General features: G+C 73.5%; 20 protein-coding genes. 10 read left to right on the top strand and 10 right to left on the bottom strand.

What is annotated here, in order from left to right:
- Positions 1-147 precede the first annotated feature (147 nt).
- Positions 148-975: a maleylpyruvate isomerase family mycothiol-dependent enzyme gene (locus ACIGO8_RS14665; protein ID WP_399729234.1), complete on the top strand. Its 828-nt coding sequence runs from the start codon at positions 148-150 to the stop codon at positions 973-975.
- A gap of 52 nt (positions 976-1,027) precedes the next feature.
- Here ACIGO8_RS14665 and ACIGO8_RS14660 read toward each other — a convergent pair whose 3' ends face one another.
- From ACIGO8_RS14660 to pdhA, 5 genes are all read right to left on the bottom strand, one after another.
- Complete coding sequence (locus ACIGO8_RS14660; protein ID WP_399729231.1) at positions 1,028-2,341, bottom strand: nitrate/nitrite transporter; 1,314 nt, start codon at positions 2,339-2,341, stop codon at positions 1,028-1,030.
- Positions 2,338-3,012, bottom strand: coding sequence for a GntR family transcriptional regulator (locus ACIGO8_RS14655; protein ID WP_399729228.1), 675 nt, complete (start codon positions 3,010-3,012; stop codon positions 2,338-2,340). The genes ACIGO8_RS14660 and ACIGO8_RS14655 overlap by 4 nt, the downstream gene beginning before the upstream one ends.
- A gap of 90 nt (positions 3,013-3,102) precedes the next feature.
- Positions 3,103-4,545, bottom strand: a complete 1,443-nt coding sequence (locus ACIGO8_RS14650; protein WP_399730061.1) for a dihydrolipoamide acetyltransferase family protein — start codon at positions 4,543-4,545, stop codon at positions 3,103-3,105.
- Between the two features lie 31 nt (positions 4,546-4,576).
- Positions 4,577-5,557 (bottom strand): alpha-ketoacid dehydrogenase subunit beta, encoded by a 981-nt coding sequence (locus ACIGO8_RS14645; RefSeq protein ID WP_399729225.1) that lies wholly within the window; start codon positions 5,555-5,557, stop codon positions 4,577-4,579.
- A gap of 2 nt (positions 5,558-5,559) precedes the next feature.
- On the bottom strand, positions 5,560-6,735 hold the full coding sequence (gene pdhA, locus ACIGO8_RS14640; RefSeq protein ID WP_399729223.1) for a pyruvate dehydrogenase (acetyl-transferring) E1 component subunit alpha: 1,176 nt from the start codon (positions 6,733-6,735) through the stop codon (positions 5,560-5,562).
- 338 nt (positions 6,736-7,073) lie between these two features.
- Here pdhA and ACIGO8_RS14635 point away from each other — a divergent pair, with 338 nt between their 5' ends.
- The 3 genes from ACIGO8_RS14635 (at position 7,074) to ACIGO8_RS14625 (ending at position 9,420) form a co-directional block, all read left to right on the top strand.
- Positions 7,074-7,733 carry a response regulator gene (locus ACIGO8_RS14635; protein WP_399729220.1) on the top strand — a complete coding sequence of 220 codons (660 nt, stop codon included), beginning with the start codon at positions 7,074-7,076 and terminating at the stop codon, positions 7,731-7,733.
- A gap of 184 nt (positions 7,734-7,917) precedes the next feature.
- Positions 7,918-8,364, top strand: a complete 447-nt coding sequence (locus ACIGO8_RS14630) for a pyridoxamine 5'-phosphate oxidase family protein (RefSeq protein ID WP_399729218.1) — start codon at positions 7,918-7,920, stop codon at positions 8,362-8,364.
- Positions 8,365-8,379: 15 nt separating this feature from the next.
- The gene (locus tag ACIGO8_RS14625; protein ID WP_399729215.1) at positions 8,380-9,420 is read left to right on the top strand and encodes a phosphotransferase; all 1,041 of its coding nucleotides are present in this window, start codon (positions 8,380-8,382) and stop codon (positions 9,418-9,420) included.
- A gap of 57 nt (positions 9,421-9,477) precedes the next feature.
- Here ACIGO8_RS14625 and ACIGO8_RS14620 read toward each other — a convergent pair whose 3' ends face one another.
- Positions 9,478-11,154 carry a protein kinase gene (locus ACIGO8_RS14620; RefSeq protein WP_399729212.1) on the bottom strand — a complete coding sequence of 559 codons (1,677 nt, stop codon included), beginning with the start codon at positions 11,152-11,154 and terminating at the stop codon, positions 9,478-9,480.
- A gap of 287 nt (positions 11,155-11,441) precedes the next feature.
- Here ACIGO8_RS14620 and ACIGO8_RS14615 point away from each other — a divergent pair, with 287 nt between their 5' ends.
- From ACIGO8_RS14615 to ACIGO8_RS14590, 6 genes are all read left to right on the top strand, one after another.
- A complete protein-coding gene (locus ACIGO8_RS14615) occupies positions 11,442-13,073 on the top strand; it encodes a protein kinase (RefSeq protein WP_399729209.1) in 1,632 nt (543 codons plus the stop codon).
- A 336-nt stretch (positions 13,074-13,409) separates the two neighbouring features.
- Positions 13,410-14,126, top strand: coding sequence for a hypothetical protein (locus ACIGO8_RS14610; RefSeq protein WP_399729206.1), 717 nt, complete (start codon positions 13,410-13,412; stop codon positions 14,124-14,126).
- A 96-nt stretch (positions 14,127-14,222) separates the two neighbouring features.
- Positions 14,223-14,906, top strand: coding sequence for a PadR family transcriptional regulator (locus ACIGO8_RS14605; protein ID WP_399729204.1), 684 nt, complete (start codon positions 14,223-14,225; stop codon positions 14,904-14,906).
- A gap of 225 nt (positions 14,907-15,131) precedes the next feature.
- The gene (locus ACIGO8_RS14600) at positions 15,132-15,869 is read left to right on the top strand and encodes an ABC transporter ATP-binding protein (RefSeq protein WP_399729202.1); all 738 of its coding nucleotides are present in this window, start codon (positions 15,132-15,134) and stop codon (positions 15,867-15,869) included.
- On the top strand, positions 15,866-18,733 hold the full coding sequence (locus ACIGO8_RS14595) for an FtsX-like permease family protein (RefSeq protein WP_399729199.1): 2,868 nt from the start codon (positions 15,866-15,868) through the stop codon (positions 18,731-18,733). The genes ACIGO8_RS14600 and ACIGO8_RS14595 overlap by 4 nt, the downstream gene beginning before the upstream one ends.
- An 80-nt stretch (positions 18,734-18,813) precedes the next feature.
- Entirely contained in the window at positions 18,814-19,371 is a 558-nt protein-coding gene (locus tag ACIGO8_RS14590) for a bacterial proteasome activator family protein (RefSeq protein WP_399729196.1), read from the top strand.
- 160 nt (positions 19,372-19,531) lie between these two features.
- On the opposite strand, the gene ACIGO8_RS14585 is transcribed toward ACIGO8_RS14590, so the two are convergent.
- The 4 genes from ACIGO8_RS14585 to ACIGO8_RS14570 form a co-directional block, all read right to left on the bottom strand.
- Positions 19,532-20,512 carry an NAD(P)H-quinone oxidoreductase gene (locus ACIGO8_RS14585; protein ID WP_399729194.1) on the bottom strand — a complete coding sequence of 327 codons (981 nt, stop codon included), beginning with the start codon at positions 20,510-20,512 and terminating at the stop codon, positions 19,532-19,534.
- 169 nt (positions 20,513-20,681) lie between these two features.
- Positions 20,682-21,767 (bottom strand): potassium channel family protein, encoded by a 1,086-nt coding sequence (locus ACIGO8_RS14580; RefSeq protein ID WP_399729192.1) that lies wholly within the window; start codon positions 21,765-21,767, stop codon positions 20,682-20,684.
- A complete protein-coding gene (locus tag ACIGO8_RS14575; protein ID WP_399729189.1) occupies positions 21,764-23,239 on the bottom strand; it encodes a molybdopterin molybdotransferase MoeA in 1,476 nt (491 codons plus the stop codon). The genes ACIGO8_RS14580 and ACIGO8_RS14575 overlap by 4 nt, the downstream gene beginning before the upstream one ends.
- Complete coding sequence (locus tag ACIGO8_RS14570) at positions 23,236-24,144, bottom strand: NTP transferase domain-containing protein (protein WP_399729187.1); 909 nt, start codon at positions 24,142-24,144, stop codon at positions 23,236-23,238. Before ACIGO8_RS14570 ends, ACIGO8_RS14575 begins: the two co-directional genes overlap by 4 nt.
- Positions 24,145-24,296: the final 152 nt, after the last annotated feature.

Raw genomic sequence — 24,296 nt, 5'->3', positions numbered from 1 at the left:
CACGAAAGCACTGCCGGGGTGCCTTCGGGCAGCGTAACTTAGCGACCGAACCTCCCACGCCGTCATGTTTTCGGCCCGACAGCCGCTTTCAGCCACCCGCCCGACCAGCCAAGCCCGCCAGTCTCACCAGCGCCGCCGAGGGGTCCCGTGACCGTCCATCCCAGCCTCCAGAACTACGCCGACGCCTGGACCCACTCCGTGGAAGCGATAGCCGAGCTGGTGCAGCCGCTCGTCGAGGGCGAGTGGAACCGCGCCACACCGTGCCCGGGCTGGTCGGTCCGCGACATCGTCTCCCATGTCATCGGCATGGAGACCGAGATGCTCGGCGACCCGCGGCCGATCCACAGCCTGCCCCGTGACCTCTACCACGTGCGGACGGACTTCGCCCGCTACATGGAGATGCAGGTCGACGTGCGGCGGCACCACACCGCGCCCGAGATGACGGCCGAGCTGGAGTACGTGCTGATCCGCCGGGCCCGCCAGCTGCGCAACGAGAACCGGAAGCCCGACACCCTGATCCGCGCCCCGCTCGGCGCCGAGCAGACCCTGGAACTGGCCTATCGCATGCGCGCCTTCGACTGCTGGGTGCACGAGCAGGACCTGCGCACCACCCTCGGCGTCCCCGGCAACCTGGACTCGCCCGGCGCGTACGTGACGCGTGACGTGCTCCTGGAGGCGCTGCCGCACGTGGTGGCGAAGGAGGCGGGCGCGCCGGCGAGTTCGGCGGTGGTCTTCGACGTGACCGGGCCGGTGGAGTTCCTGCGGACGGTCCGGATCGACGCCCAGGGCAACGGCACCGTCGACGGCGCGCCCTCGCTCGGGCCGGCCGTGACGCTGGCGACGGACTGGGAGACGTACGTCCGGCTGGCCTGCGGTCGGGTCCGACCGGCCGAGGTGGCCGACCGGATCAAGACCGAGGGCGACGAGGAGCTGGCGCGGGCGATCCTGGACCACTTCGCGGTGACGCCGAACTGACTTCCGGGCACGGTCTCGACGCGGCTCGCGCCGGCACGGGCACGGCCCCGGCTCAGACCGGTACGTGCACGGCCTCGACGCGGCTCGCGACGAGGCGTTCCCGCTCCCGGCGGGCGGAGCGGGCCTTCAGGCGCAGGATCTGCACCACGCCGAGGGCCTGGAGGACGAACACGGACGAGAACGCGACCCGGTAGTCGTCGCCGGTCGCGTCGAGAAGCACGCCGACCGCGAAGAGCGTCGTCATCGAGGCCACGAAGCCGCCCATGTTGACGATGCCCGAGGCGGTGCCCTGCCGTTCCGGCGGGTTGGCGGGCCGGGCGAAGTCGAAGCCGATCATCGAGGCGGGTCCGCAGGCGCCGAGGACCGTGCACAGCGTGACGAGCAGCCACATCGGGGCCCGGTCGGCCGGGTAGGCGAGGGTGGCGCCCCACAGCAGGGCGGTGGCGGCGACCGTGCCGAGCGCGAGCGGCGCGCGGGCCGCGTGGTGGCGGGCGATGATCTGCCCGTAGGCGAGGCCGACGGCCATGTTGGAGAGCACCACGAGGGTCAGCAGCTCGCCCGCGGTGCCGCGGTCCAGGCCCTGGTCCTCCACCAGGAACGGCAGGCCCCACAGCAGCAGGAACACCATGGCCGGGAACTGGGTGGTGAAGTGCACCCACATGCCGAGCCGGGTGCCGGGCTCCCGCCAGGACTCGGCGATCTGCCGGCGGACGAACGCGGCGCCGGCGTGCGGGGCGGGCGCGGGCTCGTAGCCCTCCGGGTGGTCGCGCAGGAACAGCAGCAGCAGGACGAGGACCACCACGCCCGCGAGCGAACTGCCGACGAAGGTGGGCGTCCAGCCCATGCCGTGCAGGGCGCGGGAGAGGAAGATCGTGGAGACGAGGTTGCCGGCCATGCCGAAGAGCGCGGCGACCTGGGCGACCAGCGGTCCGCGGCGGGCCGGGAACCAGCGGCTGCCGAGCCGCAGCACGCTGATGAAGGTCATCGCGTCGCCGCAGCCGAGCAGGGCGCGGGCGGCGAGCGCCGTGCCGTACGAGGGCGCGAGGGCGAAGCCCAGCTGGCCGAGGGTGAACAGCAGGACGCCGATGGTCAGCACCTTCTTGGTGCCGAGCCGGTCGACCATGAGGCCGACGGGTATCTGCATGCCCGCGTAGACCAGCAGCTGGAGGATAGAGAAGGTGGAGAGGGCGGAGGCGTTGACGTCGAAGCGGTCGGCGGCGTCGAGTCCGGCGACGCCGAGCGACGTGCGGAAGATGACGGCCACGAAGTAGACGGCGACGCCGACGCCCCAGACGAGGGCGGCGCGCCGGCCGCCGGGCGGGTCGCCGGGCAGGCTGACGGCCGGGCCGCGTCCGTCCCGGCTCATCGCTCCTCACCCCGCACCAGGACCTTGACCCAGCTGAGGTGCTGGCGCACGCAGTGCGCGGCGCCCTCGACGTCACCGGCCTTGATCCGCCGCAGGATCTCGGCGTGCTCGGTGATGTTCTTGGCGATCCGGTCGGGCTGGGACTGCATCACGGCGACGCCCATCCGCAGCTGCCGGTCGCGCAGCTGGTCGTAGAGCCGCGCCAGGATCTGGTTGCCGGCGTGCCGGACGATCTCGGCGTGGAAGCAGCGGTCGGTGACGGCCACCTGGGCGAGGTCGCCGGCCTCGGCCCGCCGCTTCTGCTCCTCCAGGAGCTCCTCCAGCCGCGCCACGAGCCCGGCCGGCGCGGGCACCGCCCGGCGCACCGCGAACTCCTCGACGAGCAGCCGGGTCTCGACCACGTCCGCGATCTCCTGCGCGGAGACGGCGAGCACGAGGGCGCCCTTCTTCGGGTACAGCTTGAGCAGCCCCTCCATCTCCAGCTTCAGCAGCGCCTCCCGCACGGGCGTCCGCGACACGCCCACGGCCTGCGCGAGCTCGCCTTCGGTGAGGAGGGTCCCTCCTTCGTAACGGCGGTCGAGGACCGCCTGCTTGACGTGCATGTAGACGCGGTCGGCGGCGGGCGGCTGCCGGGTGGGCTGCTCGGCGGGGCGGGAGGGCGCTGATGGCATGCACACAGCTTAGATACAAGTCAGGTGCAACAAACAGGCCCGTCCGCGATGCGGACGGGCCTGTTTCACGTGAAACGGTCACATGGGGTGTTACGCCCAGGTGATGAGCCGCTTCGGCTGCTCCAGGATCGCGGCGACGTCCGCCAGGAACTTGGAGCCGAGCTCGCCGTCGACCAGGCGGTGGTCGAAGGACAGCGCCAGGGTGGTGACCTGGCGGGGCTTCACCTTGCCCTTGTGGACCCAGGGCTGGAACCTGATCGCGCCGACCGCGAGGATCGCGGACTCACCCGGGTTGATGATCGGCGTACCGGTGTCGACGCCGAAGACGCCCACGTTGGTGATGGTGAAGGTGCCGCCCTGCATGGCCGCCGGGGTGGTCTTGCCGTCGCGGGCGGTGGCGACGAGCTCGCTCAGCGACTGCGACAGCTGGGGCAGCGTCTGGGCGTGCGCGTCCTTGATGTTCGGCACGATCAGACCGCGCGGGGTGGCCGCGGCGATGCCCAGGTTGACGTAGTGCTTCTGCACGATCTCCTGGGCGGCCTCGTCCCAGGCGGCGTTGATGTCCGGGTTGCGCTTGATCGCGACCAGGACCGCCTTGGCGATCAGCAGGAGCGGGTTGACCCGCAGGCCCGCCATGTCCTTGTCGGACTTGAGCTCCTCGACCAGCTTCATCGTGCGCGTGATGTCGAAGGTGATGAACTCGGTGACGTGCGGCGCGGTGAAGGCCGAGCCGACCATCGCCGCCGCCGTGGCCTTCCGTACGCCCTTGATCGGGATACGGGTCTCCCGGGCGTCCGACGCGGCCGCGGGCGCCTGGGCCGGCACGGCCGCCGGGGCGGGAGCCGGGGCCTCGGTGACCGGAGCCGCGGGCGCGGCCGGAGCGGTCGGCGCCGGGGCCGCCGCGCGGTGGACGTCCTCACGGGTGATGACGCCGTCCGGGCCGGTCGGGGTGACCGCCGCCAGGTCCACGCCGAGGTCCTTCGCCAGCTTGCGCACCGGCGGCTTCGCCAGCGGGCGGCCGGTCGCGTGACCGTGGCCGTTCAGCTGCTCGGGAACGGCCGGGACCGGGGCGGGTGCGGCGGGTGCCACGGCCGGGGCGGGCGCGGCGGCCGGGGTGCCCGGCGTCGCCTTGCGGGCCCGGCGCTTGGTGGAGCTCGCGGCCACGCCGTAACCGACGAGGACCGGCTGGCGGCCCTCGGGCTCCGCAGCCTCGGCCGGGGCGGCCGGCGCGGCCGGCGCGGCCGGCGCGGCCGGCTCCGGCTCGGCGACCGGCTCCTGGGCCGGGGCCGCGGGCGCCGCGGGAGCGGCGCCGCCGCCCACGTTCACCGAGATGATGACCTGGCCGACGTCGACCGTGGTGCCCTCGGGGAAGACCAGCTCGTGGACCGTGCCGTCGAACGGGATCGGCAGCTCGACGGCCGCCTTCGCCGTCTCGACCTCGCACACGACCTGCCCGTCGGTGACGGTGTCACCGGGCTGGACGTACCACTTGAGGATCTCGGCCTCGGTCAGGCCCTCGCCCACGTCGGGCATCTTGAATTCGCGGATCGTCACGGTGCTCTCCTCAGAACGCCAGCGAGCGGTCGACGGCGTCGAGCACGCGGTCCAGGCCCGGCAGGTACTCCTCCTCCAGGCGCGCCGGCGGATACGGCGCGTGGTAGCCGCCGACCCGCAGGACGGGGGCCTCCAGGTGGTAGAAGCAGCGCTCGGTGATGCGGGCGGCGATCTCCGCGCCGGAGCCGAAGAAGACCGGTGCCTCGTGCACCACGACCAGACGGCCGGTCTTCTCCACCGACGCCTGGATGGTGTCGAAGTCGAGCGGGGAGATCGAGCGCAGGTCCACGACCTCGAGCGACTTGCCCTCCTCGGCGGCGGCCGCGGCCACCTCCAGGCAGGTCTTCACCATCGGGCCGTAGGCGACCAGGGTGAGGTCCGTGCCCTCGCGGGCGACGCGGGCCTTGTGCAGCTCGCCGGGGATGGCCTCGGTGTCGACCTCGCCCTTGTCCCAGTAGCGGCGCTTGGGCTCGAAGAAGATCACCGGGTCGTCGCTCTGGATCGCCTGCTGGAGCATCCAGTAGGCGTCGGAGGAGTTCGCCGGGGTGACGACCTTGAGGCCCGCGACGTGCGCGAAGAGCGACTCGGGGGACTCGGAGTGGTGCTCGACCGCGCCGATGCCGCCGCCGTACGGGATGCGGATGACGACCGGCATCTTGACCGTGCCGAGCGAACGGGCCCGCATCTTCGCCAGCTGGGTGACGATCTGGTCGTACGCCGGGAAGACGAAGCCGTCGAACTGGATCTCCACGACCGGCCGGTAGCCGCGCAGCGCGAGGCCGATCGCGGTGCCGACGATGCCGGACTCGGCGAGCGGGGTGTCGACGACCCGGTCCTCGCCGAAGTCCTTCTGCAGGCCGTCGGTGATCCGGAAGACACCGCCGAGCTTGCCGACGTCCAGGCCCATGATGACGACCTTGGGGTCGGTCTCCAGGGCCTTGCGCAGCGACTCGTTGAGCGCCTTGGCGAGGGGAAGCTTCTGAACAGCCATGATTACTCGGCCTCTCCGTTCGCGAAGGACGCCTGGTAGGCGGCGAACTGCGCGCGCTCCTCGTCGACGAGCGCGTGCCCGTCCGCGTACGTGTGGTCGAACATCGCCATGTGCTCCGGGACGGGCATGGCGCGGACGACCTCGCGGACGTGCTTGCCGAGCGCCTCGCTCTCGGCCTCCAGCTCCTCGAAGAAGGCGGCGTCGGCGTGGCCCTCGTTCTCCAGGTACGCCTTGAGACGCAGGATCGGGTCCTTGGCCTCCCACGCCTCGCGCTCCGCGTCGCGGCGGTAGCGCGTCGGGTCGTCGGAGGTGGTGTGGGCGGCCATGCGGTAGGTGAACGCCTCGATCAGCGTCGGGCCCTCGCCGCGGCGGGCGCGCTCGAGAGCCGACCGGGTCACGGCCAGGCAGGCGAGGACGTCGTTGCCGTCGACGCGGACGCCGGGGAAGCCGAAGCCGCGGGCGCGCTGGTAGAGCGGGACGCGGGTCTGCTTCTCGATGGGCTCGGAGATGGCCCACTGGTTGTTCTGGCAGAAGAACACGACCGGGGCGTTGTAGACCGCGGAGAAGACGAACGACTCGTTGACGTCGCCCTGGCTGGAGGCGCCGTCGCCGAAGTAGGCGAGCACGGCGGAGTCCGCGCCGTCCTTGGCGACGCCCATGGCGTAGCCGGTGGCGTGCAGCGTCTGCGAGCCGAGGACGATCGTGTACAGGTGGAAGTTGTTGCTGCTGGGGTCCCAGCCGCCGTTGTTCACACCACGGAACATCCCGAGCAGGTTGGTCGGGTCGACCCCGCGACACCAGGCGACGCCGTGCTCGCGGTAGGTCGGGAAGACGTAGTCGTCGTCCCGCAGGGCGCGGCCGGAGCCGATCTGGGCGGCCTCCTGGCCGAGCAGCGAGGCCCACAGGCCCAGCTCGCCCTGCCGCTGCAGGGCGGTGGCCTCGGAGTCGAAGCGGCGGGTGAGGACCATGTCGCGGTAGAGACCGCGCAGCTCCTCCGCGCTCAGGTCGATGTCGTACTCGGGGTGCTGGACGCGCTCACCCTCGGGCGTCAGCAGCTGAACGAGCTCGGGCTCGGCGCTCTGCGCCGCCGGTGCCTTCTTCGCGCTGGCACCGGTGGTGCGCTTGGTGCCGCTGCTGCGTCGCGTCGTCTTGCGCGCGGCAGTGCTCTCCACGGTCACGTGCGTGCTCCTCCGTCGGTCCGGCCTCCGGGTTCGCCGGCAAGGCCAGTGCGGCTCCGCCTTCTCCGTACCCTTCGCACGGGGTGGGTGCGACGCGGCCGGGGTCGGGCGTGAAAGATGCCCCGGCGAGCGCCGTCATAGGCACGTTACCCACCGCGCAACATTTCTGCGAAACCCCGCTTGACCTGCGATTTTGCTTGGATTTCCAAGTAAATCGAGAAAGCGGGTCCCGTCGCTGGTCAGCGCATGGACAACGGCCCGACGCCCTCGTCGGAACACCCGGCACGTTATCCCGGTCACCCCGGGCGCGGGAAGAGCCAATATGTGAGACTGACCGCGTGCGCGAAGAAGGAAAAATCCGGGTATTTCTGCTGGACGACCACGAAGTGGTCCGGCGCGGCGTCCACGAGCTGCTGTCCGTGGAGCAGGACATCGAGGTGGTCGGCGAGGCCGGTACGGCCGCCGACGCCCTGGTCAGGATCCCCGCCACCCGGCCGGACGTGGCCGTGCTCGACGTCCGGCTCCCGGACGGCAGCGGCGTCGAGGTGTGCCGGGAGATCCGCTCGCAGGACGAGTCGGTCAAGTGCCTGATGCTGACCTCGTACGCGGACGACGAGGCCCTCTTCGACGCGATCATGGCCGGGGCCTCCGGCTATGTCCTCAAGGCCATCCGCGGCAACGAACTGCTCGGCGCGGTCCGGGACGTCGCGGCCGGCAGGTCGCTGCTCGACCCGGTGGCCACCGCCCGGGTCCTGGAGCGGCTGCGGGACGGCAACGGGTCGAAGGGCGACGACCGGCTCGCCCACCTCACCGAGCAGGAGCGCAGGATCCTCGACCTGATCGGCGAGGGCCTGACGAACCGGGCCATCGGCGAGCGGCTCCACCTCGCCGAAAAGACGATCAAGAACTACGTCTCCAGCCTGCTGTCGAAACTGGGCATGGAGCGCCGTTCGCAGGCCGCCGCCTTTGTGGCCAGAATGCAGGCCGAGCGCCACTGAATTCCGGCACGTTTCCGCAGGTCGGCGGCCATATCCGGTTCCGGCGGGCCCGGCTCGGGCCCGGGAATGCGGCCCCGGCGCCGGCTCGGGCCCGGGAATCCGGCCCGGTTCGGGACCAACGTCCTCGTGCGCCGGGCCCGGCGCCCCTTCTCCGGCCCGACGGCGGTGGCGGAGAGTGGTGACCATGTCGTCCTGCGAGGAGATCCGCGCCGTCGAGCTGCTGCACCGCGTGCCGTACGGGCGGGTGGCCACGAGCATGCGGGCGATGCCGTTCGTCGCCCCGGCCCGGCACGTCGTGGCCGGCGGCCGCGTCCTGATCCGGCTGCACCGGGGCCTCGGCTACCACCGGGCCTGCGACGGCAGCGTCGTCGCCTACGGCGCGGACAACCTCGCCTCCGGTGCCGACCTCCTGTGGTCCGTGCAGGTCACCGGCACCGCGGAGATCGTCGAGCCGACCGAGGAGCAGCTCGCGGCCTTCGGCCCGGCACCGCGGTCCGTGGACGGCGCGCCCTTCGAGCCGGTCCACCTGCGCATCGAGCCCCAGTTCGCCACCCTGCACACCTTCGGCCACGCGTCCGAACGGCCCGCGGGCGCACACTCCTTCGAGCGACGTCTCCACCACGTAGCGTGATCTAACATCTGGGGAGTGCCGCGCTCATCTGCACCCCTGGCCTCCTGCCCCGCCGCGCCCCTCGCCCCACCCGTCGGCGCCCTGCTGCGCCGCTACACGGACGCGGGCGAGCCGCTCTCCTGCCAGCCCGTCGCCCAGGGCCTGCTCAACCGGGGCTACCGGCTCTCCACCACCCGCGGCGCCTACTTCCTCAAGCAGCACCTCGACGCCCGCACCGCCGACCGGGACACCATCACCCGCCAGCACCGGGCCACCGAGCGCCTGCACGCCCTCGGCCTGCCCGTTGCCCCGCCGCTGCCCGACGCCGCCGGCCGCACCGTCGCCGTCATCGGCGGCCACTGCTACGCCCTGCACCCGTGGGTCGACGGCCGCCACCGCGACGGCGCCCAGCTCTCCGCCGCCGGCTCCCGGCGCCTCGGCAGCCTCCTCGGGCACGTCCACACCTGCCTGGACCGGGTCATGGGCGCCACACCGCCCGGCACCGGCCACGAGAGCGCCCGTCCCGAGGACACCTACCGGCTCATCGACGACCTGCTGCGGCTGGTCCGCGCCCGCCGCTGCCGCGACGGCTTCGACGAGCTCGCCGAACACCGGCTGCGCGAACGCCGGGTGCTGCTCGCCGCGCACGCCCACCGCCGGCCGCCCGCGGCCGCCGCGACCGGCTGGGTGCACGGCGACTTCCACCCGTTCAACCTGCTCTACCGGGGCGCCGAACCGGCGGCCATCGTCGACTGGGACCGGCTCGGCGTCCGCCCGCGCGCGGAGGAGGCGGTCCGGGCCGCCGCCATCTTCTTCGTACGGCCGGCCGGCGAACTGGCCCTGGACAAGGTCCGGGCCTACGCGCGCGCCTACCGCCGGGCGGCGGGCGCGGACGGCGCCGAACTGGCCGCGGCGGTGGACCGGGTGTGGTGGGAGCGGCTCAACGACTTCTGGACCCTGCGCTGGCGCTACCAGCGGCACGACCGCAGGGCCGACCCGCAGTTTCCCGCGGTGTCGGCCCTGGTGGTGTGGTGGACCCGTGAGTACGAGGCGGTGCGCGACGCCTTCACGGGCTGAGCCGGCCCCCAGGAGCCGGCCCCTAGGAGCCGGCCCTTGAGGATCAGGCGCCGGGCCTCAGCCGGTCGTCCCGGTCGTGACGCCGGTGCTGCTACCCGCCGACGTGCCGGTGGTCGTGCCCGTCGACGTACCGGTGTTCGTGCCGGTCGAGGTGCCCGAGTTGCCGCTGGACGTACCGGAGTTGCCCGCGGACGTGCCGGTCGAGGTGCCCGTCGAGGTGTTGCCGTCGGTCGTGCCCTCCGTGCCGCCCTCGGTGGTGCCCTGGTCCGTGCCCGTGCCGCCGTCGGACGAGTCCGTCGGGTCGGTGGTCGGCGGCGGCGTGGTCGGCGGCGCGGTCGTCGGGTCGTACGTCGGCCGCCTGGTCGGCGTCCACGGCTGATCGTTGCCGCCGCCGGTCGAGGTGTCCGGCGTCTCCGGGTCGTCCGACGGCTCGTCGGACGGCGGCGGCGAATCGTTCTTCGTGGACGGCGAGTTCGAGATCGTGGGCTGCTTGTCGGTGCCGTTGCCGCCCTTGTCGCCGGCCTTGTCGAGCGCGTACACCACGCCCGCGACCATCGCGACCAGCGCGAGCGCCACGAACAGCAGCAGCTTGCCGCGGCCGCCGGACTTGCCGCCGTCCGGCCCGTAGCCGCCGGGACCGCCGTGGCCGCCGTCGTAGCCGCTGAAGCCGCCGTCGTCGGGGTTCATCGCGGGCAGGATCGGGCGCTGCGCGGTGTCGTGGTGCACGGGATGGCCGAGCACGGCCGTGGCGGCGGCGCCGCCGGGCGGCGTGTGGAAGCCGTCGTGCACCTCCACAGGACCGGTGTTCCACATGCCGGTGTGGCCGCCCTGCTCCTGGAGCATCTGCAGCCCGTACTGGATCAGGCCGCGCATCTCCTCGGCGCTCTGGAAGCGGTCGTCCGGGTCCTTCGCGAGCGAGCGCATGACCAGGCCGTCGAGCTCCGGCGGCGCCGCCTGGGCGACCTCGGACGGCGGGATCGGCGCGTCCTGGACGTGCTGGTACACCACCGACAGCGGCGTCTCGCCGGTGAACGGGGGCCGCAGCGCGAGCAGTTCGTAGAGCAGGCAGCCCGTCGCGTACAGGTCGGAGCGGTGGTCGACGGCCTTGCCGAGCGCCTGTTCGGGGGAGAGGTACTGCGGCGTGCCCATGACCATGCCGGTCTGGGTCATCGTCGACTGCGCGCCGTGCAGGGCGCGCGCGATGCCGAAGTCCATCACCTTGACCGCGCCGCCGTGGGTGATGATCACGTTGGCCGGCTTGATGTCCCGGTGCACGATGCCGTGCTGGTGGGAGTAGGCGAGCGCCTCCAGGACGCCGGAGACGATGATGAGCGCCTGCTCGGGCCCGGGCGCCTCGGCACTGATCAGCAGGTCGCGGATGGTGCGGCCCTCGACCAGCTCCATCACGATGTACGGCACGGACTGGTCGCCGACCACGTCCTCGCCCGAGTCGTAGACGGCCACGATCGCGTGGTGGTTGAGGCCCGCGACGGACTGCGCCTCGCGCGTGAAACGGGCCTTGGAGACCGGGTCCTCGGCGAGATCGGCGCGCAGCAGCTTCACCGCGACGGTGCGCCCCAGGCGCACGTCCTCGGCCGCGAACACCTCGGCCATGCCGCCGCGGCCCAGACGATGGGTCAGCCGGTAACGACCGTCACCGACGACCCCGCCGACGCCCCAGGACTCGGCGGACGCGTCCGGCACACCGCCACCTGCTCCGGATTCGGGTGCCATCAGTCCTCGCCGTCGTCTCTCGTGCCGTCTCCAGTCGTCACGCTACAGGCTCCGTACGACATCCCGGTCCGCGATGCGGGCGCGACGGACCGGTCGTGCCACTCCCCTGACGTACGCCTGTGCAAATTCCGTGCCGTTCCGGTCACGCTCACGGAACACTTTCCGTGCGGAGGGTCACGGAACGGGCACCGAACCGGTGCCCGGCTTGACGTGTCACTGCCCTCGGGCAGACTTGGCCAGGAAATTCCGGATCAGCGCCGCCACGCGCGCGTATGGGGGAAGCACAAATGAGCCAGGACGGCGCACAGGGCCGCTATGCGGGCGGTTCGGTCGCGGGCGGCCGGTACCAGCTGCGCGACCTGCTCGGCGAGGGCGGCATGGCGTCGGTGTACCTGGCGTACGACAGCGCGCTCGACCGCCAGGTCGCCATCAAGACGCTGCACACCGAGCTGGGCCGCGAACAGTCCTTCCGCGAACGGTTCCGGCGCGAGGCGCAGGCCGTGGCGAAGCTGTCGCACACCAACATCGTCTCGGTCTTCGACACCGGCGAGGACACCCTCGACGGCGCCGTCATGCCGTACATCGTCATGGAGTACGTGGAGGGCCAGCCGCTCGGCTCGGTCCTCGGCGCGGACATCCAGGCCTACGGCGCGATGCCGGCCGACAAGGCGCTGAAGGTGACGGCGGACGTGCTCGCCGCGCTCGAGGTCAGCCACGAGATGGGCCTGGTCCACCGCGACATCAAGCCCGGCAACGTGATGATGACCAAGCGCGGCGTGGTCAAGGTCATGGACTTCGGCATCGCGCGCGCCATGCAGTCCGGGGTCACCTCGATGACCCAGACCGGCATGGTCGTCGGCACCCCGCAGTACCTGTCGCCCGAGCAGGCCCTGGGCCGCGCCGTGGACGCCCGCTCCGACCTCTACTCGGTCGGCATCATGCTCTTCCAGCTGCTGACGGGCCGTCTGCCGTTCGACGCCGACTCGCCGCTCGCCATCGCCTACGCGCACGTCCAGGAGGAGCCCGTCGCGCCCTCCTCGGTCAACCGCTCGGTGACGCCGGCCATGGACGCGCTGGTCGCCCGCGCCCTGAAGAAGAACCCGAACGAGCGCTTCCCCAGCGCCGCCGTCATGCGCGACGAGTGCCTGCGGGTCCTGGCCGCCGGCCAGACCGGCGCGCCGGTGATCGTCGCGGGCGGCCCGGTGCAGAGCGGCTCCGGTGTCGGCTCGGCCGTCTTCCCGCCGGTCGGGCAGACCCCGCCGCCGGCCACGCACGGCGTCCAGACGCCTTACCAGCCGACGCCGCAGCCCGGCCCGTACGGCGTTCCGACGCCGGCCCCGACGCCCGCGCCCTCCTACGGCTACCCGCAGCACCCGACGCCGGCCCCGGCGCCCGTCTACCAGACGCCGGCGCCCGTGCCCGGTCCTTACACGATGCCGCACCAGAGCGCGCCGGCCGTCGCGGGCGGCGGCGCCCAGTCGAACCGGAACAAGATCGCCATCGGCGCCGTGGCCCTGCTGCTCGTGGCCGGTGTGATCACGGGCATCTCGCTGATGAACCGCGACGGAGGCGACGACCGGGCCGGCGGCGACGACCCGAGCCAGAGCACGAGCGCCGTGCCCGGCCACAAGGGCCCGGACCTCACCAAGACCATCGACTCCAAGAAGTGCACGGAGCCGCGCGAGTCGAGCGACGACCCGGACAAGTTCGAGGTGCCGGACTTCACGTACAAGAACATCCAGTCCGTGAAGGACTGCATCCGGGCCGCGGGCTGGAAGATCAAGGGCGAGACGTCGGTCGACGAGGTCACCTACGGCCAGGGCACGGTCATCACCCAGTACCCGCGCCAGGGCACGGAGATCGCCAAGGACGACGCCGAGTTCAACCTCGAGGTCTCGACCGGCAACCCGGCGCAGTAGCGATCCGTAGAGGTCTACAAGGGTCTATAGGGGTCCGTAGGGGTCCTATAGAGGTCCCAAGGGGGCCTACAGGGTCCGTCCAGGCGGGCCGGGGCTCGCGCTCACGGGCGGGGCCCTCGGCCGGACCCGTCCGGGATGCCGGGATTGTCCCGTCATGTGACGCTGAGTCGAACGATTCGGCGGCTCGGTACGGGAGGGGGTCACCCCGTGACTCCAGGACCAGGTCCTCGTGCGCGGGCGTGCGCGCCCGCCCTCGGCTGCCGGCTGCTGGCCTTGCTGTACATGGGGGCGGCCGGATACCTCGGATGGGCCGGCTGGGGAGGAACGCCGGGCGCCGTGGCGTACGGAGCGCCGGCGCCGCCCGCCGCCACGGGCAGCCCGTCCGCGGCGGCTCCCTCACCGCTCCCGCGGCTCGCGATGTCGCCCACGGCACCGGCCGGCGCCTCCCGCTCGTCCTCGCCGTCCGCGACCGTCTCGCCCGCGCCCGCGCCGAGCGGCTCCGCCGCCGGTCCCGGCCGGCCGTCGACGCCGGCCCGGCCCTCCCACCCGTCAGGCCCCTCCGACCCCTCCGACCCCTCCGACCGTGACGACCCGTCCGACCGCGACGACCCGTCCGACCCGGACGAGCCGGACGGCGGGGGCACCGGGGGCGGGCCCTCGCGGCCGGGCGAGCCGTCAGAGCCGCCGGCGCCCAGCCGCTCCGCCTCGCTCGCCGGACGCCCTGCGGGCGAGGGCAGGGCGCGGCCCGGACGGCCCGCCGACACCTCCGTGCCGCCCGCCGACGCGGACCCGGCGGCGCCCGCTCGTACCAAAACGGCAACAGAGGACGAGCCGGAGGGCGACCCGGACGACACGGCCGGCGTCGTACCCGGGACGGACGCCACGGACGCCGAGCGCCCGCCCGCCGACCTTCCCGCGGCCGCGCCGGGGATCGGCGCCGAGACCGCGACCACCCTGTCCGACCGGCGGATTCCCGTCCTGACCCTGGGCGTGGGGCTCGCCCTGGTGGGTCTCGGCATCGGGTTCCTCGGCCTGCGGATGCGGCGCCGCTGACCGCTTCCCGAGCGCCCGGGTCCTCCTTGAGTCGGACCTCCGGGGTCCGTCGCAGGGCGCTTGTCCCGCCCGACTTACTCGGTATACATACTCGGTATGTCCATCCGCCACGGGCTTCTCGCCCTCCTCGAACGCGGCCCGCGCTACGGCTCGCAGCTCCGTACGGAGTTCGAGTCCCGCACCGGCTCCACCTGGCCGCTCAACGTGGGCCAGGTCTACACGACCCTCAGCCGCCTCGAACGCGACGGCATGATCGTCCAGGACGGCGAGGACGAGGGCGGCCACGCGCTCTACGCGATCACCGACACCGGTCGCGCCGAGCTGCGCAGCTGGTTCGAGAACCCGGTCGACCGCACCAGTCCGGCCCGTGACGAGCTGGCCATCAAGCTGGCGATGGCGGTCGGGGCGTCCGGCGTCGACATCCGCGACGTCATCCAGTCCCAGCGCCGGCACACGGTGCAGGCCATGCAGGACTACACCCGGCTCAAGGCGCAGGCGATCACCGCCGTCGAGAAGAACGGGGCGCGGGAGCGCGACGACGTCGCCTGGCTGCTCGTCCTGGAGCAGCTGATCTTCCAGACCGAGGCCGAGGCGCGCTGGCTCGACCACTGCGAGGCCCGGCTGATCCGCCTCTCCGCGACCGCCGCCACGGAGGCGACGGCACAGGCGGCGACCGGCACGGCTCCGCAGCCGCCGACGGCGGCCGGGGCCGGGAGCGGCTCCGGGAGCGCCCCGGCCGCGGCTCCCGCCGCCGGCGCCGCAGCCCGGCCGCGCCGCTGACCGACAGAACCACCGACCAGGTCCAGCGAACAGAACCACCGGCCGGCCCGGAAGACCGGGAGCCGGCCCGCACCACCGGCCGGCCCGGAACACCCGGAGCCGGCCCGCACCACCGACAGACCCGTCCACCGTCCCTGATCACGACCCAGGCCCAGACCCGTACGCGCGGCACCACCGACGGCCGCACCGCACAGCGCCGTTCCCGCGTACGCCCGAGGGGGATTCATGTCCACACAGCAGCAGCCCGTGCTGCGTCTGCAGAACCTGACCCGCGTCCACGGCGCGGGCGCCACCGAGGTGCACGCCCTGCGCGGCGTCGACCTCGACGTCCATCCCGGTGAACTCGTCGCCGTCATGGGCCCGTCCGGCTCCGGCAAGTCGACGCTGCTCACCATCGCCGGCGGCCTCGACACCCCCACCTCCGGCCGGGTCGTCGTCGAGGGCACCGACATCACCGCCGTGAGCGCCAAGGAGCTGGCCGCGCTGCGCCGCCGCAGCATCGGCTACGTCTTCCAGGACTACAACCTCATCCCGGCCCTCACCGCCGCCGAGAACGTGGCCCTGCCCCGCGAACTGGACGGCGTCTCCGCCCGCAAGGCCCGGGTCGAAGCCCTCGCCGCGCTCACCGAGATGGACCTCGGCCACCTCGCCGACCGCTTCCCCGACGAGATGTCCGGCGGCCAGCAGCAGCGCGTGGCCATCGCCCGCGCCCTCGTCGGCGACCGCCGGCTCGTCCTCGCCGACGAGCCCACCGGCGCCCTCGACTCCGAGACCGGCGAGTCCGTGCTCGCCCTGCTGCGCTCCCGCTGCGACGCCGGCGCCGCCGGCATCCTGGTCACCCACGAGCCCCGGTTCGCCGCCTGGGCCGACCGCGTGGTGTTCCTGCGGGACGGCTCCGTCGTCGACCAGACCGTACGCAGCGACGCCGACTCGCTCCTGACCGGCCGGGCGGCCCAGCAGTGACGACCTGGTTCCACTCCTGGCGGGCCGCGGTCCGCATCGCCCGCCGTGACGCCTGGCGCTCCAAGGGCCGCAGCTTCCTCGTCCTCGCCATGATCGCGCTGCCGATCCTCGGCGTGAGCGCCTTCGAGCTGACGATACGCAGCTCCGAACTCACCACCGAGCAGCAGCTGGAGCGGTCCATCGGCGCCGCCGACGCCCGCCTGACCGACGCCCAGGTCTCCGGTGTGCCGATCCTCCAGGATCCCCAGGGCGAGCAGAACGCCCCGGCCGAGGACTACGAGAAGTCCAACAAGCCCTGGCCCAGCGGCCCGACCGACGTCGCCAAGGCCGTCCCGGCCGGCTCGACGGTCCTCACCGACAGCAGGGGCAGCGCCAAGCTGACCACCACGCACGGGCTGCTCCAGACCGAGGTCCGCGAACTGAAGGCCGACGACCCGGTCGCCCGGGGCATCATGCGGCTGCGCGAAGGCCGCTTCCCGGAGAAGAACGACGAGATAGCCGCGACCACGCGCTTCCTGGAGGACAGCGGGCTGACCGTCGGCTCGACCCTCACCGCGCGCGGCTTCGACCGCGAGTACCGGATCACCGGCGCCTACGAACTGCCCAGCGACCTCAAGACCCAGCAGGTCAACGCCCTGCCCGGCGCCTTCCTCGCGCCCTACGGCAAGGCCGTCGAGAAGGCCGGCAGCCAGAAGCCCGACGTCTCCGTCACGTACCTCGTGAAGAAGACCGGTGGTTTCACGTGGAACACCGTCCAGCAGATCAACGCCAAGGGCGTGCTGGTCACCTCGCGCGCCGTGATCCTGAACCCGCCCGCCGACTCCGAGGTGCCGCTCTTCCAGCGGGAGGGCTACCGCGACTACGCGAGCAGCGGGGCCGCCGAGGCCGCCGCGCTCGCCGCCGCGGGCACCGTGGTGGGTCTCGCGATGCTCGAGATCTGCCTGCTCGCCGGGCCCGCGTTCGCCGTCGGCGCCCGCCGCTCGCGGCGCCAGCTCGGCCTGGTCGGCGCCAACGGCGGTGCCCGCAGCCACATCCGGGCCATCGTGCTCAGCGGCGGTCTCGTCATCGGTGTCGCCGCGGCCGTCGTCGGCACGGTCCTCGCCCTGATCCTGACCTTCGCGCTCCGGCCGCTCCTGGAGGAGTACCTGGGGCAGCGGTTCGGCGGCTTCACCATCCGGCCGCTGGAACTGCTCGGGATCGCCGCGCTCGCCGTCCTCACCGGCCTGCTCTCCGCGATCGTCCCGGCCGTCACCGCCTCCCGCCAGACGGTCCTCGCGTCCCTCACCGGCCGCCGCGGTGTGCGCCGCAGCAGCCGCGTCCTGCCGCTGGTCGGCCTCGGCGCCGTCGTCGTCGGCGCCGCGATCGCCCTGTACGGCTCGGTCTTCTCCGACCAGTTCGTCATCGTCGCGGGCGGCTCCGCGATCGCCGAACTGGGCGTGGTCGCCATGACGCCGGCCCTGGTCGGCCTGTTCGGCCGCAGCGGCCGCTGGCTGCCGCTCTCGCCGCGCCTCGCCCTGCGCGACGCGGTGCGCAACCGGGGCCGCACGGCGCCCGCCGTCGCCGCCGTCCTGGCCGCCGTCGCCGGCACCGTCGCCGTCTCCACGTACACCGCCAGCCGCGACGCCCAGAACCTGGCCTCCTACCAGCCGAAGCTGCCGCACGGCGCCGTCGCCGTCCTCGTCACCGAGGAGGGCGGGCGGGACGCCCCGGCCGTCCGCGACGCCGTCGCCCGCACCTATCCCGTCGACCTGCGCGCCGACATCTCCCGCGTCGCCGTCGGCAAGCCGGGCTGCGACCCCTGGGGCGGCGCACCGGGCTGCGGCCGCTTCGAGATCGTCATCCCCAAGGCGAACGAGTGCCCGCTGTGGGCCTCCACGCCGGACGGCTCCGATCCCTCGGAGAGGTTCACCAAGGAGCAGCGGCGCAAGCTCCAGCAGGACGACTGGCGCTGCCAGTCCTCCGCGGGCGACGGTGTGTACGTCGAGGGCGGCCTGGTCGTCGCCGACGCCGAGGCCCTGAAGATCCTCGGCATCACCGACCCGGGCGCCGCCAAGGCCCTGGCCGACGGCAAGATCGTCAGCTTCTCCAAGCCGCAGGTCGACAAGAACGGCAAGGTCGGCATCCGGCTGATCACCGACACGGACGCCTACGACCGCGCCGCCGAGCAGCACAAGCCGCTCCCCGGTGAGATCAAGGCCTTCCCCGCCTACCAGGTGCCCGGCAACCCGCCCTCGTACGGCGTGCAGAGCATGCTCAGCCCCGCCGCCGCCCGGGCCGCCGGACTGACGACCGTCCCGCTGGGCGCGTACTTCCGCACCGACCACCTGCCGAGCAGCGAGCAGCGGCAGAAGCTCGACGGCGAGATCGCCAAGCTCGGCAGCACCGTCGAGCTCACCCTGGAAGAGGGCTACGTCAGCACCTACAACATCGTGCTGCTGGCGCTGACCGTCTTCGCCGGCCTGGTCACCATCGGCGCGGCCGGTATCGCCACCGGTCTCGCCCAGGCCGACGCCGAGGCCGACCTCAAGACGCTCTCCGCCGTCGGCGCGCCGCCGCGGGTGCGCCGCACCCTCAGCGGCTTCCAGTGCGGCGTCGTCGCGGCGATGGGCGTGGTCCTCGGCTCCGCCGCGGGCGTCCTGCCCGCCGTCGCCCTGCGGCTCACCGAGGAGCGCGAACAGCTGCGCTTCTACCGGCAGAGCGTCGACGAGGGCTGGGGCGGCATGGTCGAACCGCCGGTCGTACCGATCGTCGTCCCCTGGGCGACGCTCGCCGCCCTGCTCGTGGCCGTCCCGCTCGGCGCCGCCCTCCTCGCGGCCCTGGTGACCCGCTCCCGCGGGGCGCTGGCCCGCCGCGCCGCGCACTGAGCACTTCCCTGGAGGAGGGTGGATCACCCTCCTCCAGGGGCACACCGTGTGATGAGGCGTATGTGCGAGAGAATGGCGGCATGGAGATGCCGAGGAATGAAAGGTCGCAGGAGAGCCCCCAGGTCCTCATCGTGGGCCAGGACGGGATGGCACTCGGCGGCGCTCAGGGTGACGACGAATCCCGCGAGGTCCCGGTGACGGAAATGGTCGAGCAGCCTGCGAAGGTCATGCGCATCGGCAGCATGATCAAGCAGCTGTTGGAGGAGGTCAGGGCGGCACCTCTGGACGAGGCCAGCCGCGTTCGGCTCAAGGAGATCCACGCCAGCTCGGTGAAGGAGCTGGAGGACGGGCTCGCCCCGGAGCTGGTGGAGGAACTGGAGCGGCTCTCGCTGCCGTTCACCGACGAGGCGATTCCCTCCGAGGCGGAACTGCGCATCGCGCAGGCCCAGTTGGTGGGCTGGCTCGAAGGCCTTTTCCACGGCATCCAGACGGCGCTGTTCGCCCAGCAGATGGCGGCCCGCGCCCAGTTGGAGCAGATGCGCCGGGCGCTGCCGCCGGGCGCCGGACACGACGACGACGACGATCACGGCCCCGGCCCGGGCCGGGGCCGCGCGGTCGGCTCGGGGCCGTACCTGTAGGCCCCGCGCCTACGGGCCTGTCGGGCAGTCAGAAAGGCCCGGTGCCGGCGGCGGAAGCCGCGGGCACCGGGCCTTTTCGCGTCGGTACGGTGCTGCGGGGCAGCGCCTCGGGGCGGGCTTCGGAAAGGGACGTCCCGAAGCCAGCGCCTCGGGGTCAGCGTTACGGCGCGAGGAGGAGCACCTTGCCGACGTGGCCGCTCGCCTCGACGGCGCGGTGGCCCTCGGCGGCGTCCGTCAGCGGCACGGTGCGGTCGACGACCGGGGTGACCCGGCCCGCGCCGATCAGCGGCCAGACGTGCTCGCGGACGGCGGCGACCACGGCCGCCTTCTCGTTCAGCGGACGGGACCGCAGCGTCGTCGCCAGCACGGCGGCGCGCTTGGCCATCAGGGCGCCCAGATTCAACTCGCCCTTCACACCGCCCTGGAGGCCGATGACGACCAGGCGGCCGTTGACGGCGAGGGCCTTGATGTTCCGGTCCAGGTACTTCGCGCCGACGATGTCGAGGATGACGTCGGCCCCGGCTCCGTCCGTCGCCTTGTGGAGCTCCTCGACGAAGTCCTGCTCGCGGTAGTCGATGAGGATGTCCGCGCCCAACTCGGCGCAGCGGGCCAGCTTCTCGGCGCTGCCGGCGGTCACCGCGACCCGGGCGCCGACCGCCTTGGCCAGCTGGATCGCCATGGTGCCGATGCCGCTGGAACCGCCGTGCACGAGAAGCGTCTCGCCGGGCCGCAGATGCGCCAGCATGAAGACGTTCGACCAGACCGTGCAGGCCACCTCGGGCAGCGCCGCCGCCGTCACCAGGTCCACGCCCTCCGGACGGGGCAGCAACTGGCCCACGGGGACGGCCACCTTCTCCGCGTAACCGCCGCCGACGAGCAGCGCACACACCTCGTCGCCGACGGACCAGCCCGAGACGCCCGGGCCGAGCCCGGTGATCCGGCCCGAGCACTCGAGGCCGGGATAGGGGGAGCTGCCCGGCGGCGGGTCGTAGAAGCCCTGCCGCTGGAGCAGATCGGCACGGTTGACGGCGCTCGCCACCACCTCGACGAGTACCTCGCCCTCGGCGGGGACGGGGTCGGGCACCTCGGCCCAGACCAGCGCCTCGGGCCCGCCGGGTTCCGGAATCGTGATCGCATGCATGTCGGCGAGGCTACCGCCGCGGGGCCGACGGGGCGCGGGAGCGACCGGACGGAGGCCGACGGGGCGCGGGGGCGAGCGGGCGCGGGACCAGCTGTCCGCGGGTCAGCCGTCCCCGGGTGCCAGCCGTCCCCGGGTGTCAGCCGTCCCCGGGTGTCAGCCGTCCCCGGCGTCAGTCCTCCGACGGCGTGGTGAGCGGCGTGATGGGCGCCGCGCGCACGATCGTGATCACCCGGTCGGTGAGCTGGAGCGGGCTGGCGGCGGGATCGTCGTAACCGAGCAGCCGGTGGCCGCGGAGCACGCTTACCACCAGGTCGTCCGTCTCGCGTACGCTGCGACCCGCCTCGGCCTTGGTCACCGGGCGTTCCACGAGATCGAGCCCCGAGCCCTGCTGGATCAGGTCCTCCATCACCGTGCCCGCGCTGGGGCTGAGCACGGACAGGCCGAGCAGCCGGCCGGCGGCGCTGGCGCTGGTGATCACGGCGTCGGCGCCGGACTGGCGCAGCAGCGGCGCGTTCTCCTCCTCGCGGACCGCGGCGACGATCTTCGCGCCACGGTTGAGCTGGCGGGCCGTCAGGGTCACGAGGACGGCGGTGTCGTCGCGCTGGGTGGCGATGACGATCTGACGGGCCTTCTGCACCTCGGCGCGCAGCAGCACGTCGCTGCGAGTCGCGTCGCCGACGACGCCGACGAATCCGTCGGCGTTGGCGGCCTCGATCACCTTGTTGGACGGATCGACGATGACGATCTGCTCCTTGCGCAGACCGGTCGCGCACAGCGTCTGGATCGCCGAGCGCCCCTTGGTGCCGAAGCCGACGATGACGGTGTGCTCGCGCAAGGCGGCCCTCCAGCGGTTGAGCCGGAACTCCTCCCGGGTCCGTTCCGTGAGGACCTCGAGGGTGGTACCGACCAGGATGATCAGAAACAGCACGCGCAGCGGCGTGACCAGCAGGATGTTCGCGAGCCGGGCGGAGTCGCTGTACGGGACGATGTCGCCGTAGCCGGTGGTGGAGAGGGTGACGGTCGCGTAGTAGACGCTGTCGAGGAAGTCGACCTGCTCGTCGGCGTTGTCGTGGTAGCCCGACCGGTCGAGGTAGACGATGAGCACGGTCACGACCATCACGGCGAGCGCCATGAGCAGCCGTTTGGCCACCTGCCGCAGGGGCCTTTCGACCACGGGGCGCGGCAGCCGGAGGCGCGGACCCGCGACCTTCTCGTCCGCCTGGCGCGCCATCACGTCGCGGCTGGGAAGTTTCACGTGAAACACACTCCTTCGCCGGACACGGCCGGGTCGGACCCGGCGGCCGGCCAGGGAAGGTCGAGGACGTCGAGCGCCTGCCCGGCCCTGGCGCCGCCGGGCGGGACCACGGCCATGCCGTCGGCGGCCGCGATCCCGCGCAGCATCGCGGGCCCGTTGTAGTGCAGCGGCACGGCCTCGTCGCCGCGCAGCACCACGGGGACGAGCCGGGTGTCGTACGGGTGGCCCTGGATCTCCTGGCGTACGGGGACGCGGTACGGCTCCGGGGACGGCCGGCCCGCCAGGGTGCGCAGCAGCGGCTCGGCGAGCGTGAGCAGCCCGGACACGGCCGCGAGCGGATTGCCGGGGAGGCCCACGAGGTGCCGGGGAGCGAAGGGGCCGGTGGGCCCGGTGGAGTCGGTGGCGCTGGTGGGGCCGGGGGCGCTCGGCGCTGAGGTCTGGTCCGTGGTCGGGGGGACTGGTGCGGGCGCGCCGCCCAGTTCGGCGAGGAGCATCGGGTGTCCCGGCCGGACCTTCACGCCGTCGACGAGCAGGGCCGCGCCGGCCTTGGCGAGGACCGGGTGGACGTGGTCGACGGGTCCGGCCGCCGTGCCGCCGGTGGTGACGACCACGTCGGCCGCGGAACCGGTGACGGCCGCGTACAGCTCCTCGGCGTCGTCGCCGATCCGGCGGGTGCCGAGCACCTCGGCGCCGAGCGCCCGGAGCCAGGGACCGAGCAGCGGGCCGAGGGCGTCGCGGATCAGGCCCTCGCGGGGAAGCCCGGTGGTGAGCAGTTCGTCGCCGAGGACGAGCACCTCCACGCGGGGACGCGGGTGCACCGTCAGTTCGTCGTAGCCGGCCGCGGCGGCGAGGCCCAGGACGGCCGGGGTGACGGTGCTTCCGGCGGGCAGCAGCCGGTCGCCGGCGCGGCACTCCTGGCCACGGGGACGGATGTCCTGCCCGTGGACGACCTCCCGCCGGGCGTGCAGCTGCCCGGCGCTGTCGGCGCGGGCGTGCTCGCCGCGGACGACGGCGGTCGCCCCGGCCGGCACCCGGGCGCCCGTCGCGATCCGCACCGCGTCGCCGTCGACGAGTTCGCAGGCGGCCGCATGACCGGCGAGGACGGCCTGCTCGGGGGCGATCCGCCAGGGCCCCGGGCCGGCCACCGCCCAGCCGTCCATGGCGGAGGTGTCGAAGGAGGGCAGGTCGGTGAGCGCGTGCAGCGGGCCGGCCAGGATCCGGCCGAGCGCCCGGTCGAGCGGTAGGGTGCCGGGCCGGCGGGCCGCCGCCGCCCTCGCTCCGGCCCGCGCGGCGGCGGTCCGGGCCTCGGGCCAGGCGGTGGCGCGGTGCCGGCCGGTCTCGTGAGCGGCGGCCTTGCCGGGAGCGGGCTCGCCGCGGGCGGGCTCGCGGGGGGCCGGGTCCGGCCGGCGCCGGCCGACGAGGGCCAGGGCGTCGTCCACGCCGTCGTCGGGCACGCGCTCCTGCATGGTCATCCGGCGTCGTCCTGCTCGGCGGCCCAGCGCAGGGCGAGCGCGGTGGCCTTGCGCGCCGCCTCCGCCACGGCCTCGGGGCCGCCCTGGCCGTCGGCGGCCTTGGCCGCCGCGTACCCGACCAGGAACGTGGTCAGCGGCGCGGCGGGCCGTGCGACGCCGTGCGCGGCGTCACGGGCCAGGTCGAGCAGCACGCCCGTGTCGACGTCCAGGTCGATGCCCAGTTCGTCCTTGACTGCGGTGATCCATTCATCCAGCACGTTCCCATGCTCCCTGATCCGCGCCCGGGCCGTGGCGATGTCCTCCCAGGTGTCGCAGTCGAACGACGCCGCCCGCTCGGCCGCGACCCGGGCGACGCGCAGCCGCCCGACGATCCGCCGCAGCGCGAGCCCGTCCAGACTCCCGTGCTCGGCCGCCGCGGCCGTCACCTCCCGTCGCAGCGCCGCGCTCCGGTACACCGCGACGAGCGGTTGCTCCCTGCCCTCGCCGTCGACCGTCACCACCGCCTCGGCCTCCTCGTCCCCGGCGAGCGCGTCCACCAGCCGCCGCGCGGCCGCGCGGTCGAAGAACGGCAGGTCGGCGGAGAGGACCAGGACGAGGCCGGCGCCCTGCTGGGGTGTCGCGGGGTCGCCGGGGACGTCACCGGCCGGCGGGCCGGCCAGGCGGCCGAGGCCCGCGGCGAGGGCGGCGACCGGGCCGCCGCCGGGCGGGTCCTCGCGGGTCCACTCGACGGGGCGGGCGGTGGGCCGGGGCGGGGCGACGACCACGGTGCGGGCGGCGTCGCGGCAGCCGGCGAGGACCCGGTCGAGCAGCGGCCGCCCACCGACCCGTACGGCGGGCTTGTCGGTCCCGCCGAGGCGCCGGGCGGCGCCGCCGGCGAGCACGAGGGCGTCGTACGCGGGCGTCATCCCAGCAGTATGGTCCGCGCCGGCCCTCGAACGGCCGAGCCGGACCGTTCGTCTCACGGAGGGAGACGGACGGCCCGGTCAGGTCGAACGCGTCCGGGACCCGGCGTGGGGTTGGGTCCCGGACAAGGCCGCCGGGAACCGCCGGGGCCCCG

Source organism: Streptomyces sp. NPDC053493, from assembly GCF_044544825.1.
In the GTDB taxonomy this organism is placed as follows: Bacteria; Actinomycetota; Actinomycetes; order Streptomycetales; family Streptomycetaceae; genus Streptomyces.
Note: the sequence above shows the minus strand (reverse complement) of the source record. Positions and strands in the feature narration are given on the sequence as shown.